The sequence below is a fragment of the Daejeonella sp. JGW-45 genome, assembly GCF_029360805.1.
Taxonomy (GTDB): Bacteria; Bacteroidota; Bacteroidia; order Sphingobacteriales; family Sphingobacteriaceae; genus Daejeonella.
The window spans coordinates 511,612-531,169 of record NZ_JARKNC010000008.1 but is presented as its reverse complement, the minus strand read 5'-3'; the positions used below and the strand labels follow the sequence as shown (position 1 = coordinate 531,169).

At 42.9% G+C, this 19,558-nt stretch carries 18 protein-coding genes; 11 read left to right on the top strand and 7 right to left on the bottom strand.

Annotated features, from left to right (window positions below; genetic code table 11):
- Positions 1 to 52: 52 nt before the first annotated feature.
- Positions 53 to 1,150, bottom strand: a complete 1,098-nt coding sequence (locus tag P2W76_RS11925) for a dipeptide epimerase (protein WP_276348052.1) — start codon at positions 1,148 to 1,150, stop codon at positions 53 to 55.
- 167 nt (positions 1,151 to 1,317) lie between these two features.
- Here P2W76_RS11925 and P2W76_RS11920 point away from each other — a divergent pair, with 167 nt between their 5' ends.
- The 3 genes from P2W76_RS11920 (at position 1,318) to P2W76_RS11910 (ending at position 5,859) form a co-directional block, all read left to right on the top strand.
- A complete protein-coding gene (locus P2W76_RS11920) occupies positions 1,318 to 3,345 on the top strand; it encodes a thioredoxin domain-containing protein (protein ID WP_276348051.1) in 2,028 nt (675 codons plus the stop codon).
- A gap of 39 nt (positions 3,346 to 3,384) precedes the next feature.
- A complete protein-coding gene (locus tag P2W76_RS11915) occupies positions 3,385 to 3,882 on the top strand; it encodes a peptidylprolyl isomerase (RefSeq protein WP_276348050.1) in 498 nt (165 codons plus the stop codon).
- Between the two features lie 66 nt (positions 3,883 to 3,948).
- The gene (locus P2W76_RS11910; RefSeq protein ID WP_276348049.1) at positions 3,949 to 5,859 is read left to right on the top strand and encodes a family 20 glycosylhydrolase; all 1,911 of its coding nucleotides are present in this window, start codon (positions 3,949 to 3,951) and stop codon (positions 5,857 to 5,859) included.
- A 63-nt stretch (positions 5,860 to 5,922) separates the two neighbouring features.
- Here the strand turns inward: P2W76_RS11910 and P2W76_RS11905 are convergent, their stop codons facing one another.
- Entirely contained in the window at positions 5,923 to 7,551 is a 1,629-nt protein-coding gene (locus tag P2W76_RS11905; RefSeq protein ID WP_276348048.1) for an ATP-binding cassette domain-containing protein, read from the bottom strand.
- Between the two features lie 91 nt (positions 7,552 to 7,642).
- Between P2W76_RS11905 and P2W76_RS11900 the strand changes: the two genes are divergently transcribed.
- Both P2W76_RS11900 and P2W76_RS11895 read left to right on the top strand, forming a co-directional pair.
- Positions 7,643 to 8,185, top strand: a complete 543-nt coding sequence (locus tag P2W76_RS11900; protein ID WP_276348047.1) for a hypothetical protein — start codon at positions 7,643 to 7,645, stop codon at positions 8,183 to 8,185.
- A 68-nt stretch (positions 8,186 to 8,253) separates the two neighbouring features.
- Positions 8,254 to 8,706, top strand: a complete 453-nt coding sequence (locus tag P2W76_RS11895) for a 3-oxoacyl-ACP synthase (protein ID WP_276348046.1) — start codon at positions 8,254 to 8,256, stop codon at positions 8,704 to 8,706.
- A 1-nt stretch (position 8,707) separates the two neighbouring features.
- Here P2W76_RS11895 and P2W76_RS11890 read toward each other — a convergent pair whose 3' ends face one another.
- From P2W76_RS11890 to P2W76_RS11880, 3 genes are all read right to left on the bottom strand, one after another.
- Positions 8,708 to 9,607, bottom strand: a complete 900-nt coding sequence (locus P2W76_RS11890; RefSeq protein WP_276348045.1) for an alpha/beta fold hydrolase — start codon at positions 9,605 to 9,607, stop codon at positions 8,708 to 8,710.
- An 85-nt stretch (positions 9,608 to 9,692) separates the two neighbouring features.
- On the bottom strand, positions 9,693 to 10,205 hold the full coding sequence (locus tag P2W76_RS11885) for a DUF2911 domain-containing protein (RefSeq protein ID WP_276348044.1): 513 nt from the start codon (positions 10,203 to 10,205) through the stop codon (positions 9,693 to 9,695).
- Between the two features lie 69 nt (positions 10,206 to 10,274).
- Entirely contained in the window at positions 10,275 to 11,156 is an 882-nt protein-coding gene (locus P2W76_RS11880; protein ID WP_276348043.1) for a polysaccharide deacetylase family protein, read from the bottom strand.
- Positions 11,157 to 11,305: 149 nt separating this feature from the next.
- Between P2W76_RS11880 and P2W76_RS11875 the strand changes: the two genes are divergently transcribed.
- The 6 genes from P2W76_RS11875 to P2W76_RS11850 all read left to right on the top strand — a co-directional run bounded on the left by P2W76_RS11875 (position 11,306) and on the right by P2W76_RS11850 (position 16,205).
- Positions 11,306 to 12,607 (top strand): DEAD/DEAH box helicase, encoded by a 1,302-nt coding sequence (locus P2W76_RS11875; RefSeq protein ID WP_276348042.1) that lies wholly within the window; start codon positions 11,306 to 11,308, stop codon positions 12,605 to 12,607.
- A 2-nt stretch (positions 12,608 to 12,609) separates the two neighbouring features.
- On the top strand, positions 12,610 to 12,834 hold the full coding sequence (locus P2W76_RS11870) for a DUF1456 family protein (protein ID WP_276348041.1): 225 nt from the start codon (positions 12,610 to 12,612) through the stop codon (positions 12,832 to 12,834).
- A gap of 63 nt (positions 12,835 to 12,897) precedes the next feature.
- A complete protein-coding gene (locus tag P2W76_RS11865) occupies positions 12,898 to 13,179 on the top strand; it encodes a hypothetical protein (protein WP_276348040.1) in 282 nt (93 codons plus the stop codon).
- A 342-nt stretch (positions 13,180 to 13,521) separates the two neighbouring features.
- The gene (locus P2W76_RS11860) at positions 13,522 to 14,724 is read left to right on the top strand and encodes a DUF5690 family protein (RefSeq protein ID WP_276348039.1); all 1,203 of its coding nucleotides are present in this window, start codon (positions 13,522 to 13,524) and stop codon (positions 14,722 to 14,724) included.
- 53 nt (positions 14,725 to 14,777) lie between these two features.
- Positions 14,778 to 15,854, top strand: coding sequence for an aminoglycoside phosphotransferase family protein (locus tag P2W76_RS11855; protein WP_276348038.1), 1,077 nt, complete (start codon positions 14,778 to 14,780; stop codon positions 15,852 to 15,854).
- Between the two features lie 162 nt (positions 15,855 to 16,016).
- Positions 16,017 to 16,205, top strand: coding sequence for a cold-shock protein (locus P2W76_RS11850; RefSeq protein ID WP_079703939.1), 189 nt, complete (start codon positions 16,017 to 16,019; stop codon positions 16,203 to 16,205).
- Between the two features lie 94 nt (positions 16,206 to 16,299).
- Here the strand turns inward: P2W76_RS11850 and clpB are convergent, their stop codons facing one another.
- Both clpB and P2W76_RS11840 read right to left on the bottom strand, forming a co-directional pair.
- On the bottom strand, positions 16,300 to 18,915 hold the full coding sequence (gene clpB / locus P2W76_RS11845) for an ATP-dependent chaperone ClpB (protein WP_276348037.1): 2,616 nt from the start codon (positions 18,913 to 18,915) through the stop codon (positions 16,300 to 16,302).
- 241 nt (positions 18,916 to 19,156) lie between these two features.
- Positions 19,157 to 19,555, bottom strand: coding sequence for an SRPBCC family protein (locus tag P2W76_RS11840; RefSeq protein ID WP_276348036.1), 399 nt, complete (start codon positions 19,553 to 19,555; stop codon positions 19,157 to 19,159).
- Positions 19,556 to 19,558: the final 3 nt, after the last annotated feature.

The window sequence follows — 19,558 nt, the reverse complement described above, 5'->3', positions numbered from 1 at the left end:
TTTAATGCGACAGGAGGGTTGTGAGTGGTGAATGCCATTCTCAATTCTCCTTTCAAACAGTAAATTTTTCACACCTCTTGAGGAATTCCTCATCTGCGTCAGCTCCAATTCCAAGGGCCTCGGGGAGATCCAGGAAATAACCTTTATAAGTCAGGCCACCTGTCACCGGGTCAACCAAATGGCCTAAAAGACATGTGTCAAGATCGAAATACTTAATGTTATCGCACGCATAAGCAAAATGTAAATTGGCGCTTAAGGCTATTCTGCTTTCGAGCATACTTCCAATCATACACGGTATGCCGGCTTCTGACGCAACATGGTGGATCTTCAAGCCTTCATGTATTCCGCCTGATTTGGCAAATTTTATGTTAATGTAATCGCAGCTCTCTGAATTTATTAACTTTCTCGCATCATGATGATTGTAACAGCTTTCATCAGCCATGATCTTTATCGACGTCTGTTTTCTTAGCTCTGGTAGCTGGTCATCGTACCAGGTTCGCATAGGCTGTTCACAGAACTCGATGCCGAGCGCTTGCATCCCATTCAGACATGTTATTGCTGCATCATAATCCCATCCCTGGTTTGCATCAATTCTAAGGGTCATTTCAGAACCCACGGCTTCCCGTATTTTCCGCATGCGCACAAGATCATCATCAGGCTTTTTGCCTAACTTGATCTTTAAGATTGTTGCTCCCTGGGCTTTATAGCCTAGAGCCAGTTCACTCATTTCTTCGGCTGTACCAATCCCAATAGTCATGTCTGTCTCCACAATTCGCTTATCTCCACCCAGGAATTTATAAAGTGGCAGGCCTGCCGCTTTTGCAGCGAGATCATACAGCGCCATATCAAAGGCGCTTTTGATAGTCGGATTATAAGCCGCAACATTATGCAGATCCTGTATGCGTTGCTCTATTTTGCCGGCATCTTTACCCTTCCATATTTTTGCGAAATCTTTTGCCATGGCAAGACATGTCTCCTGTGTTTCTCCGACGATCATCGGGAACGCTGAGCATTCTCCAACACCGTGAAGGCCCGAGTCTGTATAGACACGTATGAAAACATTTTGGGCGTAATCCATGACCCCCGTAGCAATAACGAACGGCTCCATTGGAATGCTAAATCGGTAGATCTCGGTGTGGGTAATCTTCATGATAACATGCGGGTTTAAAGGCCGAAATTAAGTCTTAACTTTTATGCATAAAAATAAAAAATCTAAACTTTAGCATTTCCTATCAGTTAGTCTTTAGTATATCATATTATCATATTTCATTTGGGCGCAGGATAGGCTTTGCTAATTTGCGTCATAATTTTATTTCCATGGCCAACAGATTAAAAGACCAGACCTCACCGTACCTTCTTCAGCACGCAAATAATCCTGTTGATTGGTATCCCTGGGGTGAGGAAGCTCTGTCCCGCGCCAGGGCTGAGAATAAGCTTATTCTTGTTAGTATTGGGTATTCGGCATGCCATTGGTGCCATGTTATGGAGCATGAAAGTTTTGAGAACGAGCAGGTTGCGAGCGTTATGAATGAGCACTTTATTTGTATTAAGATCGATAGAGAGGTACGACCTGACATTGACCAGATCTATATGAATGCAGTTCAATTGATGACCGGCAGTGGGGGATGGCCATTGAATTGCTTCTGTCTACCTGATCAACGGCCTATTTACGGTGGAACCTATTTCAGGAAGCAGGACTGGATAAGCTTGCTTCACAACCTGGCAGATTTTTGGAAAAATAAACCTGGGGAGGCCGAAGAATATGCTGTAAGGTTAACAGAAGGCATTCGGCAGAGCGAGCAACTTATTCCGGTTAAGTCTTCAAAGGAATTTACCACCGGGGATATTCGTGAAATTTTTGAGCCATGGAAGCGCTCCTTCGACATGGTGGAGGGAGGCTACAACCGTGCGCCAAAATTCCCCTTGCCTAACAACTGGCAATTTATTTTACGTTATGCACACCTCATGAACGATAATTCGGCTCATGTGGCTGTCAATATTACGCTTGAGAAGATGGCTTTCGGCGGTATATACGACCATATAGGCGGTGGCTTTGCCAGGTACTCAGTGGACGGACAGTGGCATGTTCCCCATTTTGAGAAGATGCTTTATGACAATGCACAACTCGTGTCGCTGTATGCTGAAGCTTATCAATATACAGGCAAGTTGCTTTATAAGCAGGTTGTTTATGAAACACTAGGATTTATTGAGCGCGAAATGACTTCTCCGGAAGGTGGGTTTTACTCAGCCCTTGATGCGGATAGTGAGGGTGTTGAAGGGAAATTTTACACCTTTACTAAAGACGAAATACAAAGCATTTTAGGCGATGCTACTGAGATATTTAATATTTATTATAATATAACCGCTGAAGGCAACTGGGCAGAGGAGCGGACTAATATTTTCTTCAGGAAGCACGATGATGCAGACTTAGCGGCGAAGCTGGGTAAAACAGAGGAGGACCTGCTTCGGGATATTCATGATGCGAAGAGGAAGATCTTTGCGGCGCGCTCTGTTCGTATACCTCCAGGGCTGGACAATAAGATATTAGCCTCATGGAACGGAATGATGCTCAGAGCTTATACCGATGCTTACAGGGTATTTGCTGACGATCAATTTCTCCAATGTGCATTAAGGAGTGCTGAATTTATCAAACGCGAGCTTTACCGGGAGGGCAATCTGATAAGAGTTTATGGCTCACGCGACAGATCCGATGCTTTCCTCGATGATTATGCTTTTGTCATCGATGGTCTCACAGGCCTGTATGAGTCGACTTTTGACGAAAAATGGCTGGATTTCGCCCGGCGGTTGACGGATCATGCTATTTCTGATTTTTATGATGAGGAGAATGGGTTATTCTTTTATACATCATCAAAAAGTGAAGAACTGATAGCCAGAAAGCAAGAAATTACGGACAATGTGACCTCGTCATCTAACTCTGTTATGGCTCACAACCTTTTTAGATCAGGCCATTTTTTCAACAATGAGTATTATTTGCAGATATCTGACCAGATGGCAAGAACTGTTCAACCGTATATTATCAAATACCCCCCTGGCTATTCTAATTGGGCGTCTTTGTTACTTTTTAAGATATTTGGGATATTTGAAATTGCCATAACTGGTTCTGAGGCACAACAAAAAAGGCTCGAACTGGAAAAATATTACGTTCCGAATAAAATTCTTTTGGGAGGATCGACAGGAACACTACCTTTACTGCAGGATAAATGGCACGCTGAAACAAAAGTGTATGTATGCCAAAGCAGAACATGTTTGTTACCTGTTACTGAGGTAGCTGACGCAATTAAACAAATCAATAACCCAAGTACAACGCCGGGAAGCCAGGATTAACATCCATTTTTCAGCATATTACTTAATATTAAAAAAGCAATGAATATTCAACCAAACAGCGTTGTTGCGCTGACTTATGATCTGTACACAAAAGAGAACGGCGAGGAAGTATTCGTTGAGAAAGCAGATGAGCAAAATCCACTTGTATTTTTGTATGCTGTCGGAATGATGCTGCCTAAATTTGAAGAGAATCTGCAAGGGCTTTCACCTGGAGACACCTACGACTTTCATCTTGTCGCAGAAGACGCTTATGGTGCCAAAGATGAGAATGCTATTACAGAGCTTCCATTGGATATGTTCGGTGAAATGGAAAAGCCGGCGATCGGATCAATTCTGCCATTACAGGATAATGAAGGGAATCAGTTTCGCGCAAAAGTGACGGGCGTATCGGATGCTGCTATTACAGTGGATCTCAATCATCCAATGGCTGGACAGGATCTGCATTTTATCGGAAAGATCATTTCAGTGAGAGAAGCAACCACCGAGGAATTGGCCCATGGCCACGCACATGGCGCTGACGGTCACGCTGGCCACTAAGCGATCGTACCAATAATGGGAGGGGAAACCATAACAAATTGCAAAATCAACATCTCGCCGGTTTTTATGAAAAATACAATTCATCTACTTTGTTTTCTGTTATTTTCCATCACAGCTTTTGGGCAATCTCCTGCATCAGGAATTGCGATTATCCCCCAACCCGTTTCCATTATTAAGGATACCGGGCATTTCATACTTCCCAAAAGCGTTGTGATCCAGGCGGCAAACAGCCCTGAGCTGGCCCATACAGTCGCCTTTCTTCGAGAGAGGCTCTCTGAACCAACCGGTTACAGGGTTATTTCAGTAACTTCCTCTTCCAATCCGACAATAAAGCTTCAACTAAATACTCAGTCTGATGCGAGATTAGGTACGGAGGGGTATAGTTTATCTGTTACGGCATCGCACGTAGTTATCAAAGCAAATAAGGCTGCCGGGCTTTTCTATGGTGTGCAGAGTTTTATTCAGCTGTTTCCCGAGGAGATAGAAAGCAAGGTTCAGGTTAACAGGTCAAACTGGACAATTCCTGTTGCTGAAATAATAGATTATCCAAAGCTGGGCTGGAGGGGGCTAATGTTTGATGTAGCGCGTCATTTTTTTACAAAAGACGAGGTTAAGCAGTATATAGATGTGATGGCCCGATATAAATACAATTTGCTTCACCTGCATCTCACAGACGACGAAGGTTGGAGGATTGAGATTAAGGGCTTACCTAAACTGACTGAAGTAGGCGCATGGCGTGTAAACAGAACGGGCACTTTTGGTAATTTTATCCCAGCTACGCCGGATGAGCCGCGCGATTATGGAGGTTATTATACTCAGGAAGATATCAAAGAGCTTATTAAATATGCAAAGGATCGCTTCGTTGATATTATGCCAGAAATTGATGTTCCCGGTCACAGCCTTGCCGCCGTGGCCTCATATCCAGACCTGTCGTGTACTCCCGAGGCTATCAATTACAAACCGCGGTTCGGCGAGCAAATCATGGATTGGTCGGGCGGAGCACCCCCAAAGGCGCTGATTGACAATACACTGTGCCCCGCTAACGAAAAGGTTTATTCTTTCATGGATACAGTTATAACCCAGATTGCCCAGCTATTTCCATTTGAGTATATCCATCTGGGCGGTGATGAGGCTCCAATTAATTATTGGCAAAGCAACGATCAGGTGAAAGCCCTGATGGTGCGTGAGGGTATGAAAGATATTAAGGACGTGCAGGGATATTTTACTAAGCGTGTAGAGAAGATCGTCGAGTCAAAGGGTAAAAAGATGATGGCCTGGGATGAGGTCCTGGAAGGGGGTGTCAGCCAGTCAACAGCTGTGATGAGCTGGCGAGGAATGAAATATGGAATAGAGGCTGCTCATAATAAGCACCAGGTTGTCATGAGTCCCACCACTTATGCATACCTCGATTATATGCAATCCGATGTCATCTCCGAACCCCGGGTTTACGCGTCGTTACGCTTAAACAAGTCGTATGAGTTCGAGCCTGTTCCTGATGGGGTGGACCCACAATATATCAAGGGGGGGCAGGGCAACCTGTGGACGGAACAGATCTACAATATTCGCCAGGCTGAATACATGACTTGGCCAAGAGGGTTCGCGATCGCTGAGTCGGTTTGGTCACCAAAGGCAAAGAAGAACTGGCCCCATTTCTTCGCCAGGGTTGAAAGCCATTTTAAACGCTTCGACCTTGCCGAAACGAAGTATGCGCCTAGTGTATACGATCCGATATTTAAGGCGACTAAAACGGCTGATAACCGTCTAAAGATAGAGCTGAGTACAGAAGTGCCAGGCTTAAGCATCCATTACAGTTTCGACAATTCGTTCCCGGATAAGTTTTATCCAAAGTATACAACTCCGTTAACAGCACCAGTTGACGCTTCCCAGTTCAAGCTTATTACCTATAAAGATGGTAAACCGGTAGGCAGGATGCTGACAATGCCAATTTCTGAGTTAAAGGCGAGAGCCAGGTTCTAAAAATAGCTAAACTAAAAAAGCCATTGAGTAAATCAATGGCTTTTTTAGTTTAATCAATTAACCTTAGGCTAAAGAATACATCTCTTCACGCTGTCGCTTGACAACATCGCTGTTTATATATTCGTCATAAGTCATAAGCTTGTCAATGATACCGCCTGGAGTCAGCTCTACAATTCTGTTTGCTACCGTTTCCGTTAGCTCATGATCTCTTGAAGTAAACAAGATCACTCCTTTGAAATCTTTCATGCCATTGTTCAGAGCGGTAATAGACTCCAGATCCAAGTGATTCGTCGGTTCGTCGAACATCAACAGATTAGCCTGCTGAAGCATCATCCTCGAAAACATACACCGCATTTTCTCGCCACCTGAAAGTACTGAAGATTGTTTCAAGACTTCTTCGCCGGAGAAAAGCATACGGCCCAGGAATCCGCGAATAAATTGCTCGTCTTTTTCGCCTTCTGAATACTCGCGCAGCCAATCAACCAGATTTGTATCCTTGCCTTTGAAATATTCTGAATTGTCATTTGGTATGTCTGCAGTATTGATGGTGACACCCCACTTAAACTCTCCTTTATAATCCTTATCTCTTCCTGTCAGGATGTCGTAAAAGGCAGTTGTAGCCAAACTATTTTCCGAAAGGACTGCAATCTTATCTCCTTTATTTACCATCAGATTGATCCCGGAGAATAGTACTTCACCGTTAAGCTCTTTTTTAAGGTTTTCAATCTGCAGGATTTGATCCCCGGCTTCGCGTCCCTGATGATTAAAAATAATTCCCGGGTATTTACGATTAGACGGCTTGATCTCATCGATATTGATCTTGTCCAGGGCTTTCTTTCTACTTGTCGCCTGCTTGGATTTAGAAGCATTTGCACTGAACCGGCGAATGAATTCCTGAAGCTCTTTAACACGCTCTTCTGTCTTTTTATTCTGATCGGCGCGTTGTTTCAATGCTAACTGGCTTGATTCATACCAGAACGTATAATTACCGGTATAGATCGTCATCTTGTTGAAGTCTATATCCAGTACGTGGGTACAGACCGTATCTAAAAAGTGCCTGTCGTGGGATACAACGAGTATTATGCCTTCGTATGACGCAAGGAAATCTTCCAGCCATGAGATGGTTTGAATGTCAAGATCGTTGGTGGGCTCATCTAATAAAAGAATATCCGGCTTACCAAATAAGGCTTGTGCTAATAACACTCTTACCTTTTGGTTACCGTCCAGGTCTTTAACCAGGCTATAGTGAAATTCTTCTTTAATACCTAAGTTGCTTAACATAGTCGCAGCATTATTCTCTGCATTCCAGCCATCCATCTCGGCGAATATGTTTTCCAGCTCTCCTGCACGTTCTCCGTCCTGTTCAGTAAAATCCTCTTTAGCATACAATGCGTCTTTTTCTTTCATCACGTTGTAAAGCTCTTTATGTCCCATCATCACGGTTTCAATAACCGGAAATTCATCGAATGCATAATGGTTCTGGCTTAACACCGCCATCCGTTCGCCAGGGGTAAAGGATACCGATCCTGAGCTTGGATCTATCTCTTTGGAAAGTATCTTCAGAAATGTAGATTTACCTGCGCCATTAGCCCCGATTATTCCGTAGCAATTTCCCTGGGTAAATTTTAGGTTTACATCCTCGAAGAGAGTTCTTTTTCCGAAACGTAAAGACAGATTTGATACTGTAATCATAGTTTTAAATAAAGTGCAAAGGTAGGTAATTTTCAACGTATTTAAAAGGTTCGGAAGCTCTGGGTTTAAAGGAATTAATTTAAATTTGGGCGTGGATGCGGCTACTATCATGCAAATAATTTCTAACCCCATCAGTAAAAAGAAAGTTGATGGTATCGCCGCTGAAAGCCCTGGTTCAGCAAGAGATCTGATAGAGTTATCCTTGCATAGTAACCATGAGGTAGCCTTCAGAGCTGCTTGGATTCTTGAACAAATTGCATTTAACCTTGGCCCCGAGTTTCAAAAATTGGTCCCTGAATTTATTGAAGCATACCTTAATCTAAAGAATCAAAGCTGCCAAAGACACTATACTAAAATATTGATGTGTTTATCATTACCTGCAAATATCCGGTATCAATTGACCAACATGGATCTGGAACCGGTAGTTTGCGTAACATTCCAATGGTTAATCGATTCCGACACTCCTGTTGCTGTACGCGTAAATTGCATGGATATTCTATATAATCTTCGGGAGCAACATGACTGGATACCGGATGAGCTGGCGGCTCAGATAAAATTTCAGATGAGGAATGGTTCGGCGGCATTGCAAAGCCGCGGAACGAGGGTCCTTAACAGATTGTTAAAGCGCCGTTAAAAATTTCGCTGTGTCGATTTGTGAATATCTTTTCGGAAAATTAGTTTCGTAATTGTGCTTCTTTGTGCATGCCTGAAATCAAGGAAAAACTTCACCAGCTTTGTATGGATTATGTTGAGAAACGTATCGCGAGTGCTGAAGATGCAATGAAAGCTGCCCGGGAATCGGCGAACGATGATACTAAAAGCAGTGCCGGTGATAAGTATGAAACGGGTAGAGAAATGATGCAGCAGGAAATAGACCGCAACCGGAAGCAGCTGGAGGAATCGCAAAAGTTAAAACTGATTCTAAACCAGATCAATCCGTCGAAAGAAAATTCAGTGGTGAAAAATGGAAGTCTTGTCAGCACAAATTTGGGAAAGTTTTATATCAGCATAAGCTGCGGGCAGATCCAGGTAGATAATTGTAATTATTTTGCTGTTTCAGCGGCCTCACCAATTGGATTGAAACTTATGAAGCAGCAGCAAGGGCACGAGTTTGATTTCAACGGTAAGCAACTGAGGATAGAGAAAATAGAGTAAGTTATTCTGCAGGTTCTTCCGGACGCGGAATAGTTACATCCAGCCAATTCTTAATTTCTACAGTTAGTGCCACGCGACGATTCGAAAAAGCCTGGTCAGTATTCCATATTTTATAACTAAAGTCCTTCTTTTTGTTAAATTTCGTAAACTCCTGGTTGTTCATGTGTTCATCGATAATAAGTATGGGTTTCTTTGACCTTGAAATCTTGTCTGCGATATTATATTGACCTACATCGGTGAGAATATCAGTCAGAAACTCGTTCGGATCGCAGTTAAGCATTTTGAGAGTTAAAAGGTATTGTTTCAGGCTTAAAAGGTTTCCTCTAGCTTCATCACCCTGCAGTAAGGTATAGGGGTTAAAAACTGAAGTGCCGGCAATTCCTTTTACTCTGGGATCGTCCAAGCCAGCAAATAATGAAAAACTTGCCCCCATACTATGACCATAGAGCGCTATTCGATCTTCGTCGACTCTTAGCGTCGCTTTGTTTAACGAATCTGTAATATAATCAAGCACAGCTGCCACATCGTCAATGGAATTCTTAAAACCAAATGTCCCCTTGCTTCCCCACGAGCCACGGTAATTGTAAAATATCACATTGTAGCCGGCTCGTCTTATACTTTGCGCAAGGTCGAGGTTCCGTTCATTTCCGGGAAGGCCGTGTGAAAGTATGACAGTAGGGTGAGGGCCTTTCCCATCAGCGGTATAGGCAAGGCCATAGATATCAGAACCTGATGATGGGATGATAAGTTCTACCTGTCCTGCCGGGTAAAGCGGGTCGGGCTTAAAGTCATTATCTAAATAGTTGTTATTGGGTTTTTTGTTTTGTGAGCCTGACTTGCATGAGGTGATACACGAAAGAATAAGAAAAAGAACCAAAATATAACCGCAAATAAGCTTCATACAAGTTTAAAGAGTTTTAAAAAGTTCAGGCAATAAAAAAGGGCTTAAGTAATCAACTTAAGCCCTTCTAATATAATAAAATTTTCTATTGTACTTTAAAATCTACCTGCGTATCTGCCCATGTAAGCGAGACGTTACCCGCCTTATTGATGTCGAAAGCCATTACTTCTGCAAATTTAGGCGCTTTACCTGGCTTCACCTTAACCCGTAAAACGTCATCCTCCGCTTTGTGTGCTGTTCCCCATTGATTCCATGTTTTATTGAAAATGATCGTCCACTCCTTTTCACCAGGAATAGAATAAACACTGTACTTCCCTGCCGGGAGAGTTTTTCCTTCAATTTTGACATCCCTGGAGGTTTCAAATACTGTCGCCTCATTTGCCCCGGTACGCCATACTTTTCCTTCAGGTGCCAATTGGCTCAAAGGTCTGCCTTTAAGAGATGGTTGACTGTAATCAATCGAAATAGCTGCACCAGATGCCAGAGTTTGTGAAACTTTAGCAGGAGGACTTGGCCTTTTGCTTTTATCCTGTTGAGCGGATACATTAAAACTGGTAATAAGCCCTGCTATCAGGGTTAAAATTAATATTCTTTTCATAACTGGTTTTTTATTTACTAATATAACTGAATTAGAGTTACCTAATATTAACAAATGAAATTGTTACCCTTAGAAACTTTTTACAATGCTGTTATGGAGCGTCTTCGTGTTCCAATAACCGCTTGCAATAATTCTACGAATTGTAAACAACGGATCATTCTCGTCCCGCTTTTCGGCAAGAATAAACGCCGAGCTAAATCCGCGCTTTTTTAATTCAGGGATGGCTTCCTTGTTCCAAAGTCCAAACGGATAAGCAAAATATTTTATATCCTTACCCGTAACTTCCTGTAAAGTCTTGGTCGGCTTCTCAATTTGCGTTACCCAGTCGTCACCCTGGTACTTCTTAACGTTCTGATGGTCGTAGGTATGAGACCCTATAATGTGTCCCGCGTCTGACATCTGTTTTACCTGGTCTTTACTCAGATAGTTGGGCCGGCCCAGAGAAACAGTCATGATGAAAAACACTCCTTTAAATCCATATTTTTTCAACTCAGGAATTGCAACCGTCCATTGATCGAGCTTTGTGTCATCGAACGTAAGCATGATAGGCTTTTCAGGTAATTTAGCCCCGTATGCGAGATAATTATAAAGCTGGTCCGGAAGGATAGTATTGTAGCCACTATCTGCCAGCATTTTCATTTGCGACTTAAACTCCGCTACCGGAACAATATAATCTTTGCCAACTTTCCCATCTGAGGCTGTCCAGTTTCTAATCTGGTGGTAACAAAGTATCGGTACCTGGGGCCTCGCGAGTATCTCGGCGGCACTGGCAATTTTACCCCCTTTTTGTTGCACAACTTTTTCATCGGCTGCAATATCCTGCGAAGAAGTATCGCCAGAAGTTTGAACATTGAGGCTGTCGGTAGACACTATCGACTTAGAATTGGATTGGCAGGCAGCAAAATAAAGCGTGCCTGTAAGAAGAAACAAAGGGAATATTTTCTTAATCATGTTTGAAAACGTAAGTATTGAGAGTTTGTTTTCCTTCCAGCGAAAATAAGGAAAATTCCTGCTTCACACTGGTCGCCGTAAAATAAAAGCCCACTTTTTAGTGATGATAAGCGTAGCAGGGCACGCGCGGAAAGCACTACCTTTGCATCATGATAGACAAAGTACTGGGGAATTTAAAAATCACAGCTCTTAACGAAATGCAGCGTGCTGCTATCAAGGCATCATTAAAGAGTGACGTAGTACTTCTTTCTCCAACAGGATCTGGCAAAACACTGGCTTTTTTGCTTCCGGTTCTTTCCCTGCTCGATCCGGATAAGCCAGGTGTGCAGGCTATGATCCTGGTACCATCGAGGGAATTAGCCTTACAAATAGAGCAGGTTTTCAGAGCTATGGGTACCGGGTATAAAGTGAATTGTTGTTATGGAGGTCATCCTGTCAAAGTAGAAAAGAATAATTTTATTCAACCGCCTGCGGTATTGATCGGCACCCCCGGGCGTATTGCCTATCATATTCAACATGAAAACTTTGTTCCAGGGTCCGTTCACGTACTTATATTAGATGAGTTTGATAAGGCCCTGGAATTTGGATTCGAGGAAGATATGGACTTCATAATCAGCAGATTTAAAAATCTCAAACGTAGAATTCTTACTTCAGCAACCCGAATGGAGGAACTGCCCTCGTTTGTCGGAATAGAGAATCCCCTTGAAGTTAATTTCCTGAAGGATAGTAATGTGATACCAGATCTTAAGATCAAATACATTATTTCTGAAGCCGCAGATAAACTGGAAAGCCTGTTCGCGCTGATTTGCACTATCGGTGACAGATCAACCCTGGTTTTCTGCAATCATCGTGAGGCGGTGGACCGTATTAGTGACGTATTGCATGATATGGGCTTGGATCATGGTGTTTTTCATGGGGGAATGGAGCAGGACGAGCGTGAAAAATCTTTATTGAAGTTTAGAAACGGCAGTTACAGGATTCTTATAACCACCGACCTTGCCTCACGCGGACTGGATATTCCCGAGATAGAAAATGTGGTGCATTATCAGTTACCTCATAACGAAGAAGCTTTCCTTCACCGAAACGGACGGACAGCCCGAATGAATGCGGCAGGGACTGCCTATGTAATTCTTACTGAGGATGAGAAACCTGCATTCTTAATGGGTAAGGCGGAGCCTGGGAATCTGTCGCTCAATTTAAAGACTCCTGCTAATACACCCTGGATTACACTATATATCGGAGCAGGGAAAAAAGACAAAATAAACAAAATTGACATTGTCGGACTTTTAATGAAAAAGGGGAAGCTTCAGAAAGATGAGCTCGGGCTGATTGAAGTGCAGGATTTTTCTTCTTATGCAGCAGTACGCAGAGCTAAGGTTGAAAAGGTATTAGAGCTCATCCGTAACGAGAAGATCAAAAACCGACGAGTTAAAATTGAAATTTCAAGATAAATATGAGCAATAATGATATCATGAAGAAGCTTCGGGTAGCGCTGAAGCTTAACGACCAGGAAATAATAGAAATACTGAAGCTGGTGGATTTTGCGATCACTAAATCCGAACTTGCAGCAATATTCCGTAATAAAGAGCACGAAAATTTCAAACCCTGTGGTGATCAGATCCTGCGAAATTTTCTTAACGGCTTAATAATTTACAAAAGAGGTCCCAAACCTCAATAGTTGTCTGAACGTGTTTTGAACAATCCTGATTTTGGTGTGTTGTATTAGTATAAATTTAACGTCATGGCAACACAAGACAGAAAAAGCGGATTTACAGAAAAGAATTCTGATAATTCAAGAAATAATAACGGAACCCTGGGCGGGGCGGGCGGAATTGAGAGAGAACCAAAAGGCAGCTTTCATGAAATGGTTGAGCGCGCGAAGGTTCCTGAAGCTAATGTGCGCGGTATTCGCGAAAACGAAGAAAATCACATGCTCGGGAAGCAGAAGTATGAAGGCGGGAGCTACGCTCCAAATGAGGTTGATCCCAACAAGCGTAAAGACGAGCAGGATCTGGATGAATAGATACCTGAACCCGGTACGATTCCATCAGGCTGATCAAAAAGGTTATTTTCCAAACATGGGGAATAACCTTTTTGTTTTGCCTGAGCGCTTCTTCATCCTGTGCTTTCAAGTCTATTGAGCTTAGAAACAGGCAGATAAAGAATAGGCTTTTATTTTCTGGAGCTTGAACAACTCATTGAGGAGATACAATTGAAAAAGGTTTATTACCTTCCTTTTTCAATCAATGGAGATTGATGTTTAACTATTACCTGTATCGTGATTCTATTTAATCCCAAACACATTAAAGGAACGGGTCTGCAAATTGGTATTTACTCAGCAATAACAGTTTTCCTAACCTACACAATGGTTTTCGGTTTCAGAAAGTCGTTCACTGTAGCAACTTTCGACGGTATCCTAATCGGCGGTTACAGTTATAAGACAATCCTTGTGTTGAGCCAGATGCTGGGTTATATGCTCGCAAAGTTTTACGGCATTAAATATATATCAGAATTAAAGCGAAGCGGCAGGGGTAAGATCATAATCCTGCTTACTGCCATTTCCTGGTTAAGCTGGTTGTTTTTCGCGATGGTCCCGCCACCATATAATATTGCATTTCTATTTATAAACGGCTTTCCTTTAGGCATGCTCTGGGGTGTTGTCTTTTCGTATGTAGAAGGGCGCCGCAGCACCGACTTCATCGGGGCAACCCTTGCGGTAAGTTTTATTTTTGCTTCCGGTTTTGTTAAAACTGTTGGCGCCTGGCTCCTCGTTACTTTTGGGATTTCGGAGTTTTGGGTTCCTTTTTACACCGGACTGGTTTTCGCCGGGCCTCTGCTTGTGTTTGTTTATATGATGGAAAAGATCCCTCAACCCGACCAGCAGGACATTGCAGCCAGAACTCATCGCGAACCAATGGCCGCTGAAGACAGACGGGCCTTTCTTAAATTGTTTCTGCCGGGCCTGATTGCATGTATTCTTATCTATTGTTTTGCCACGATCTTCAGGGATATCCGCGACAATTTTGGCGCTGAAATGTGGAAGGAGATGGGCTTCTTTGATAAACCCGAGTTGTTTGCCCAAACCGAGATCCCAATCACAATTGTTGTTCTTATCCTGGTGGGAAGTATGGTGCTCATTAAAGACAGTTTCAAAGCTTTTATGTTATCACATCTTTTTATATCGATCGGTTTTATAATGGCGGGTCTCTCTTCTTATATATTTATCGTCGGGCTTCTTTCCCCCTTCTGGTGGATGACTCTTGTGGGATTGGGGCTGTACATGGTATATATTCCGTTTAATTCTGTCTTTTTCGATCGCCTTATTGCTACTTTTAAGCATGCCGGGAATGTCGGTTTTCTGATTTATCTTGCAGATTCTTTCGGTTATACAGGCAGCGTAGGGGTGCTCATGACTAAGGAAATATTTAAAGTGAAGCTTAACTGGGTAACGTTCTTTTCCAACAGCGTAATGATTTTGTCCGCAGCAGGACTGGCATTAACCATATTCTCCACAATTTATTTCATGAATAAATACCGTGCAATTATATTGAAGCCCAAATCAGCTTAGCTTATTTTAGAATAACATTAACGAAGTTTCTTAGATTCACCGAAATTTATTGAATGAATAGTGTAACAAAGAAAGTATTAGCTGAATACGGCTATAGTGCCGACGAGATTACCTCGAAGAAGTTCGGGACAGGGCATATAAATTCTACTTATCTCATCTCCATCGCTGGAGAAACAGACCGACTTATCCTTCAAAGTATTAATCAAAATGTTTTCAGGGAGCCTCTGATAATTGCTGAGAACGTTCGTTTGGTCGCTAAATATCTCAAAGACCATTACCCGTCATATCTTTTTGTTAGCTGTATCCCTACGATTAGGGGGGAGGAGATGGCATTCGTGGACGAGACTTACTGGCGCCTGACAAAGTATATTCCTAATTCTATCGCATATGAAACACTGAACGATCCGCGTCAAGCCTTCGAAGCTGCAGTGCAATTCGGAAGGCTCAGTAAGCTGCTCGACGGGTTTGAAACCTCACTGCTAAAGCCCAGCATACCGGGTTTTCATGACCTGAATCTCAGATACGATCAGTTTAAGGAAGCACTGCAGAACGCACATGCTGAACTTAGATCAAAAGCATCCGTGCAAATTGAACAGGCATTAAGGCATAGTTTTATTGTCGACTATTTCAATTCATATAAAGACTCTCCCGAATTTCCTGACCGGGTAATGCACCATGATACAAAGATCAGTAATATGCTGTTTGACAAAGATACCAACGAGGGTATTTGCGTCATCGATCTGGATACGCTGATGGCTGGAAAATTCATTTCAGACCTGGGCGATATGATGCGTACATATCTATGTCCGTTTTCTGAAAATGAACCCGACACTGATAAGATATTCATCAGGCAGGAGTATTTCGAGGCAATCATTAAGGGGTATTTGAAGGAGATGGGATCAATACTGACCCCAATTGAAAAAGATCTTATTCTCTTCTCAGGGAAGTATCTGATCTATATGCAGGCACTTAGATTTCTGGCCGACTATCTGAACGGAAGTGTTTATTATCCGGTGGCTTATCCGGAACAGAACCTGGATCGGACAATAAATCAGTTTAAATTACTTTCAGAGTTCTTCAATAAGGAGAAGGTACTTCAAAGTATCGTTGATGAATGCTTAAGTAATTGAGGCGGGTAGTCAGTGACAGAGACCGGCAGATCTATGTTTTAGTGACATGGAACTAAATCGGTATCAGATAATAAATATCATTTTTATATATTTAATTATTGCAATTAAATCACTAATTTGCAGAAACACTTAAACTATTTTAGTAACTAAACAATTAATTTAATGGAAACTGGTACAGTAAAATTTTTCAACGAGTCTAAAGGATTCGGATTTATCACCCAAGAGGATGGCAAAGAAATCTTCGTTCACGTAAGTGGACTTAAACAGGATATAAGACAAAATGATAAAGTAGAATTCGAAGTAGAAGAAGGCAAAAAAGGCCTGAGCGCTGTTAACGTGAGATTGGCTTAATTTCACATACTTTAAAAACACATCCTAATAAAAAAGCAGCTTTGACCAGTCAAAGCTGCTTTTTTATTTAGCCAATTTTTCCGGCAGTGCAAGGTTATTCGCCTTCTGCCGTAGTCTTATCAGTGTTAAGGAAGACGAACTGATTATCGAACATATCCAGTTTGATCTTGCTTTCCTTGTCCACTTTGCCAGATAGAATGTCTTTTGAAAGTTCATTCAGAATTCGTTTCTGGATAACCCGTTTCAGTGGCCGCGCCCCGAATTGCGGATCATAGCCCAACTGCGCAAGCCAGTCAAGGGCCTCTTCGGATGCTTCTATCTCTATACCCATTTCGGCTAACGTGTCCTGCACGCCTCTGAACTGGAGCGATACAATATCCCTTAACTCTTCGCGGTTTAGCGGTGTAAACATGATGAGTTCATCGATCCTGTTTAAAAACTCAGGGCGGATTGTCTGCTTAAGCAATTCAAATAGCTCGCTCTTGGTCTTAGCAATAATTCCCTCACGGTTTAACTCATCCAGTTCTTTGAAGTTTTCCTGGATCAGATGCGAGCCAATATTAGAGGTCATAATGATGATTGTGTTCTTGAAATCTACCACACGGCCTTTATTGTCAGTCAGCCTTCCATCGTCGAGAACCTGAAGAAGGATATTGAATACATCAGGATGGGCTTTTTCAATCTCATCGAGAAGAATAACCGAATACGGCTTTCTGCGTACGGCTTCTGTTAATTGTCCGCCCTCATCGTAGCCAACGTATCCGGGAGGCGCACCAATTAACCTGGAAACTGCATGCCGTTCCTGGTACTCGCTCATATCAATTCTGATCATGGCGTGCTCATCATTAAAGAGATAGTCGGCAAGCGCTTTGGCAAGTTCGGTTTTGCCTACGCCCGTGGTACCCAGGAAGATAAATGAGCCGATGGGCTTGCGTTTATCCTGCAGGCCCGCTCTTGACCGTCTGATTGCGTCAGAGATGGCTTCAATAGCTTCATCCTGACCAGCAACGCGTTTGTGCAGTTCCTTCTCCATTTGAAGAAGCTTCTCGCGTTCACTCTGGATCATCTTGGTGATCGGGATCCCCGTCCATCTTGACACAACCCCGGCAATATCGTCTGAAGTTACTTCCTCTTTAAGCATCCGGTTGTCTGACTGCGTCTCTTCCAATTGCTTTTTAAGCTCTGCGGTTTTATCCTGCGCTTCCTTGATCTTACCGTAACGCAACTCAGCTACTTTGCCATAATCGCCAGCCCGCTCAGCCTGATCAGCCTCAAGCTTATAATTTTCGATCATTTCGCTTTGAGTGTTGATCGAGTCCACGAGATCTTTTTCAGATTGCCACCTGGCCTTAAATGAATCCCGCTCACCTGATAAGTTGGCGATCTCTTCTGAAAGTTCATTCACTTTTTTCTCGTCGTTCTCGCGCTTTATAGCCTCACGTTCGATCTCAAGCTGCATGATCTTACGGTTAAGCTCATCAACAGCCTCTGGTACAGAATCCATCTCTAAACGAAGTTTAGATGCAGCTTCGTCCATCAGGTCTATGGCCTTATCAGGAAGGAAACGGTCTGAAATATACCTTTGCGACAGTTCTACCGCTGCAATGATCGCCTCGTCTTTAATTCTGACCTTGTGATGCGTTTCATAACGCTCCTTTAACCCGCGGAGAATCGAAATGGCGTCCTGCGTGCTTGGTTCATCTACCAAAACTTTCTGGAAACGGCGTTCCAGGGCCTTGTCTTTTTCAAAGTATTTCTGGTACTCGTTAAGCGTGGTGGCTCCGATAGCCCGCAGCTCTCCTCTTGCCAACGCAGGCTTAAGAATGTTTGCCGCGTCCATCGCACCCTCACCACCGCCGGCCCCTACAAGTGTGTGAATCTCGTCAATGAAGAGAACGATCTCCCCGTCGCTTTGAGTAACTTCTTTAATTACGGCCTTTAGACGCTCTTCAAACTCGCCCTTGTACTTGGCTCCGGCGATCAGGGCACCCATATCCAGTGAGTAAACAGTTTTTGATTTTAGGTTTTCCGGCACGTCTCCCTGGATAATCCTGAAGGCAATTCCCTCAGCTATGGCAGTTTTACCTACTCCAGGCTCACCGATAAGGATCGGATTATTCTTTGTCCTTCGCGAAAGGATCTGGATCACCCGCCTGATCTCCTCGTCGCGGCCAATAACCGGATCCAGTTTGCCGGATTCAGCGTACTCGTTCAGGTTCCGGGCGTATTTATTCAGCGCATTGTAAGTTGCCTCTGCGTTCTGATCCGTTACCCGGGTGTTTCCACGCAACTCCAGCACGGCTTTCTTAAGGTCTTTTTCGTTTACTCCCGCGTCTTTTAAGATTGAGCTTACCTTGTCGCCTGTAGTTAATAACCCCATCAGGATATGCTCAACGGATACAAACTCATCTTTAAATTCTTTGAGATAAGATTGTGCTTTTTGCAGTGCGCTGTTGCCGCCCGATGAGAGATAAATATCACTGCCGCTAACCTTGGGGAAGCTCTGTATTTGAGCATCCAGTATTTCAGTAACGCGGTTTATATTAACATTAAGCTTCTTAAGGAGGTAACTGACAACATTCTCGTCGACAGTTAACAACCCTTTTAGTATATGTGCAGTTTCAATAGCTTGCTGCTGATTGCCTGCAGTTATTTCGGAAGCCTTTTGTATGGCCTCCTGTGCTTTGATTGTGAAATTGTTAAGATTCATACGATCTTTATCATCAAAACAAAGACCACTTGCTTTTAGTTCTGAATGGCCTGAAATTTTGTCGCTTCACATTGGCCTCAACAGACTAAATGTCTGATATTAAGTGATATAGTATGAAAATTTGTCTTTGTGAAGCAGACATTGACCCCGAAGGTGCCCGGCCGGATGAAGGCTGTTCGGACGGGGTCGAGAAGCAATATCCTTTAACCGCCACAAAATGATTCTCTAATCAGCAAATTGCTCAACCTTCCAAAACCTTCTTCAACGCACTCGTTTCATGATCGGCTAGTTTTTGTAATGGTGCTGAAGCAAGCATTTTCATCATCATATTCAACTCAGCTGATATCGCGTATAAGACTTCAGTTTTGCCGTCAGTTTCATTTATTGACCATTTAAGCTCCAGTGCAAAGGGTGCTTCCTCTGAAGGAACGGCAACAATTTCTTTATCCTTGCTTCGTGAAGAAACCTTGAGCGCCAGTTTTGCCATATTTTGAATGGTAAACCGGGCTTCATCTTCTGTGGAAGACCAATTATAGATATTTTCAGGCATGAGTTGCTGATGGTTATTCAGGTCGGCAAGAAACTTGTAAACCTCATGTGCAGGTTTGTTAATAGTAGCCTTACTTTCTATAACAGTCATCTC